This is a genomic window from Agriterribacter sp. (genome assembly GCF_035444585.1).
Classification (GTDB): Bacteria; Bacteroidota; Bacteroidia; order Chitinophagales; family Chitinophagaceae; genus Agriterribacter.
The window spans coordinates 1-3,132 of record NZ_DAOMOZ010000169.1 but is presented as its reverse complement, the minus strand read 5'-3'; the positions used below and the strand labels follow the sequence as shown (position 1 = coordinate 3,132).

2 protein-coding genes and 1 pseudogene are annotated in these 3,132 nt (G+C 51.0%); all 3 read right to left on the bottom strand.

The window, feature by feature from the left end; genetic code table 11:
• On the bottom strand, window positions 1-1,286 hold a 1,286-nt coding region (locus PLH26_RS16095; RefSeq protein WP_324587052.1), incomplete at its 3' end, for a PHP domain-containing protein.
• 17 nt (window positions 1,287-1,303) lie between these two features.
• Complete coding sequence (locus PLH26_RS16090) at window positions 1,304-2,803, bottom strand: Y-family DNA polymerase (protein WP_324587051.1); 1,500 nt, start codon at window positions 2,801-2,803, stop codon at window positions 1,304-1,306.
• Between the two features lies 1 nt (window position 2,804).
• Window positions 2,805-3,132 (bottom strand): annotated as a pseudogene (locus PLH26_RS16085) (Error-prone repair protein ImuA); the annotation flags it as partial.

Genomic DNA, 3,132 nt, shown 5'->3' with positions numbered 1-3,132 from the left:
AGTCCCATGACTTTGGCAACATCACGTATGGCTCCCTTGTAATGCACCCGGGTAACGGTAGCCACGATGCCCGAGCGATCACGCCCGAATTTTTGATAAATGTATTGCATCACTTCCTCCCGGCGCTCATGCTCAAAATCAACATCCACATCCGGCGGTTCATCGCGGGCATCCGACATGAAACGGGCAAACAACAACTTGAATTTGGAAGGATCAACAGAGGTAATGCCCAGACAGTAACAAACTACTGAATTGGCCGCAGAGCCCCGACCCTGGCACAGGATGGCTTTGCTGCGGGCAAACCGCACAAAATCATGCACCGTCAGAAAATAAGCGGCATAGTTTTTCCGCCCGATAAATTCCAGCTCGTATGCAATGGATTGTTTAATTTTTTCGGGAATGGTTTCCCCAAACCTTTCATGAGCACCTTTCCAGACATAGCGGGCCAGTTGCTGATCAGGCGTTCGCCCTTCTGTTGTAATTTCCTGCGGGTAAACATATTTTAGTTCATCAAGAGAAAAGGTGCATGCACTTACGATCTCCTGTGTGCGGGTGATCGCATCCGGGTATTGCCTAAACAGGCGCAGCATTTCTTTTTCCGGCTTTAAAAAGCGTTCCGCGTTCTGGCATAACAAATAACCGGCATTATAAATGGTTTTCTTTTCGCGGATGCAGGTGAGGATATCCTGCAACTGTCTGCGATCCGTGGTGTGGTAATGCACATCATTGGTAGCGAGCAGGGGAACATTGAAACGACCGGAAAGCTCCGAAAGCCGGTAGTGTTTTTTGATATCATCACCCTGGTAACTACGGGTTGCCGTTAAATAGATCTGCCCCTGTAAATTGTTGCAGTATTCCTGCAAAATACGTTTAAATGAATCATCATAATCGAAGCTGTCATTCAATTCCGACGGCGGTACTACCGCAAATAAGATTCCTTCTTTATGTGCATAGACATCTTTTTTATAGAGATCACATTTCCCTTTTTCGGTGCGCAGGTTGCCCGTGGTCAGCAGGTGCGACAGCCGGGAATACCCATCCAAACAGGTAGGATAGGCGAGGAGAGAAGGTCCGTCTTTGAGGTCAATACAGCAGCCAGCAATGATGCGTATCCCACTTGCTTTGGCAGCAGTATGTGCGCGTACCACGCCGGCAAGCGTATTGTGATCGGTGATGGCAATTTCAGAATAGCCCATCGCAGCCGCCTGTGCTACCAGCTCTTCGGGATGAGAACCGCCACGCAAAAAGCTGAAATTGGATGTGACCTGTAATTCCGTGTACTGCATACTGCCTCCTTTCTTTTTCATGCAAAAAATCCGTGCAGGAACCACCGGTGGGGCCAGTCGCCTGAGTAATGTCCCAGCCGGAAAAGCCAGTACCGTGCACCGGTTTCATCTTCCACGATATAATAATCCCGGTGCTCTCCTTCACTGATCCACCATTCGCTTTCGATGCGTTCCGGCCCGTCTGCTTTTTTAACCGTATGCAATTGTCCTTTGTGGCGAAAGTGCATGGGCGGATAATCAGGGATAGGAGCTGTTACATCCACCGGTTCCGGTACGGGTAACAACCGCACGGGGCGCGGCCGATCTTTTAGCCAGGTAGCGGCCGGTTGTTCATCCGGTTCCTTTGCTTCCCTCACAGACCGTTCCGGCCAATAGTGTTCATGGGGCAAATAGCGGTGTACGATGCCTTTTCCCATTTTACCGGTGAGCTGATCCAGAAATTCAGACAGCCGGGTATCATTCAGGGTACTGTTGTGCCACAACGCTTCCTGGGAAGATCGCACCTTCTCTACATTCGGTGCTTCAAGTACAAAAAGCTCAATGCCGGATGCCGGTTCGATCTGGTCGATCTTTAGCTCAAATAATTTAAACAGGTGCGCTGATTGCTGTGAAGGGAGATGTGTACCGATCTCAACAGACCGCAGTTCGCCATCTACCCTGTAGGTTTTGAATACTGCCTTGCGGAAACCTTTGCCTTCTTTTATCAAACGCTTACATAAAGAGTTGAGCAGTTGCTTTAAGGCGATTTCAATACCTGACCGTGTAACAACCGGTTCCAGGCACGACAGACGTTCCTGGTATGGTACTATCGGTTGCAAAGGTATGAACGGTTCTTCCTTCCATCCGAAGGCCTGATCCATCCGGTTGAGCAACGCTGCACCGAATCTGCGGCGGAGAACAGAGCGGCTCATGCTGGCAAAGTGGCCGATGGTATACAAACCGAGCTTTTGTAAGCGGTCAATAACATTGTTTTCTATCCGCAGCGCTGCCGGAGACAGCGGCATCAGCGCCGACCGTTCTTCACCGGGCATTGCAAGAATAACGGGCTGCTTCCCGTATCGGGCCAGTGCCCATGCCGCTCCAACTGTGCCGGTAATAGCAATACGGGTAGTATAGCCGAGTTCCTTCAGGCTGTTTTGTATATTGCCTGCATATTTTTCTTCCCCTCCCCACAGATGGGCACAGCCACTTATATCCAGCAACAGTCCGTCTGGAAATTCAGTTGCGGAAGTGGGTGTATACCGGATGCACCAATGTCCCAAAGCGGTCAGGATATTTTGATCCATACCGGGTTTGTGATCAAGAACCTGTATACCAACGGCGAGCGCTCTTGCATCGGCAATGCTCATGCCGGTATAAATACCCCGGGCTTGCGCAGCAATGCTGGCGGCAGTAACACGCATCCTCCCACGATCAGGTGCCGCCAGCACAAAAGGTATGTTTTTTAATTCCTGCCGGCGGCGTATCATCCCTTCTGCCGGCAGGTGTGGAAACCATATTGACATCAGGCGCCTCATATTACCCGATTTTCCGCAAAAGCGTTTGTGAAGCAATAGCAGATGTCCTGCTCAGTTCCCCGAACTGCCCGTTTATCCATCCCATTTGCCAGAAGCCCGGCCTGCCACCCCGGATTTTTTGCAGCGCTATGTTCCAGCATGGAAATCCTACGCCGGGCATTTCATCGGGGTGATAGCCGGCAAGGGAATTGATCTCCCAACGGCAGACACAGGCAGTGGGATGCAGCTTGCGGGGCCGGGTCCTCAGAACAAAACCGGTGACGCCGCTTTTTTCTACCGCCAGTTGCAGACGCCGGGAAACAGTGAAATCCAGATCGGGCAGTTCACTT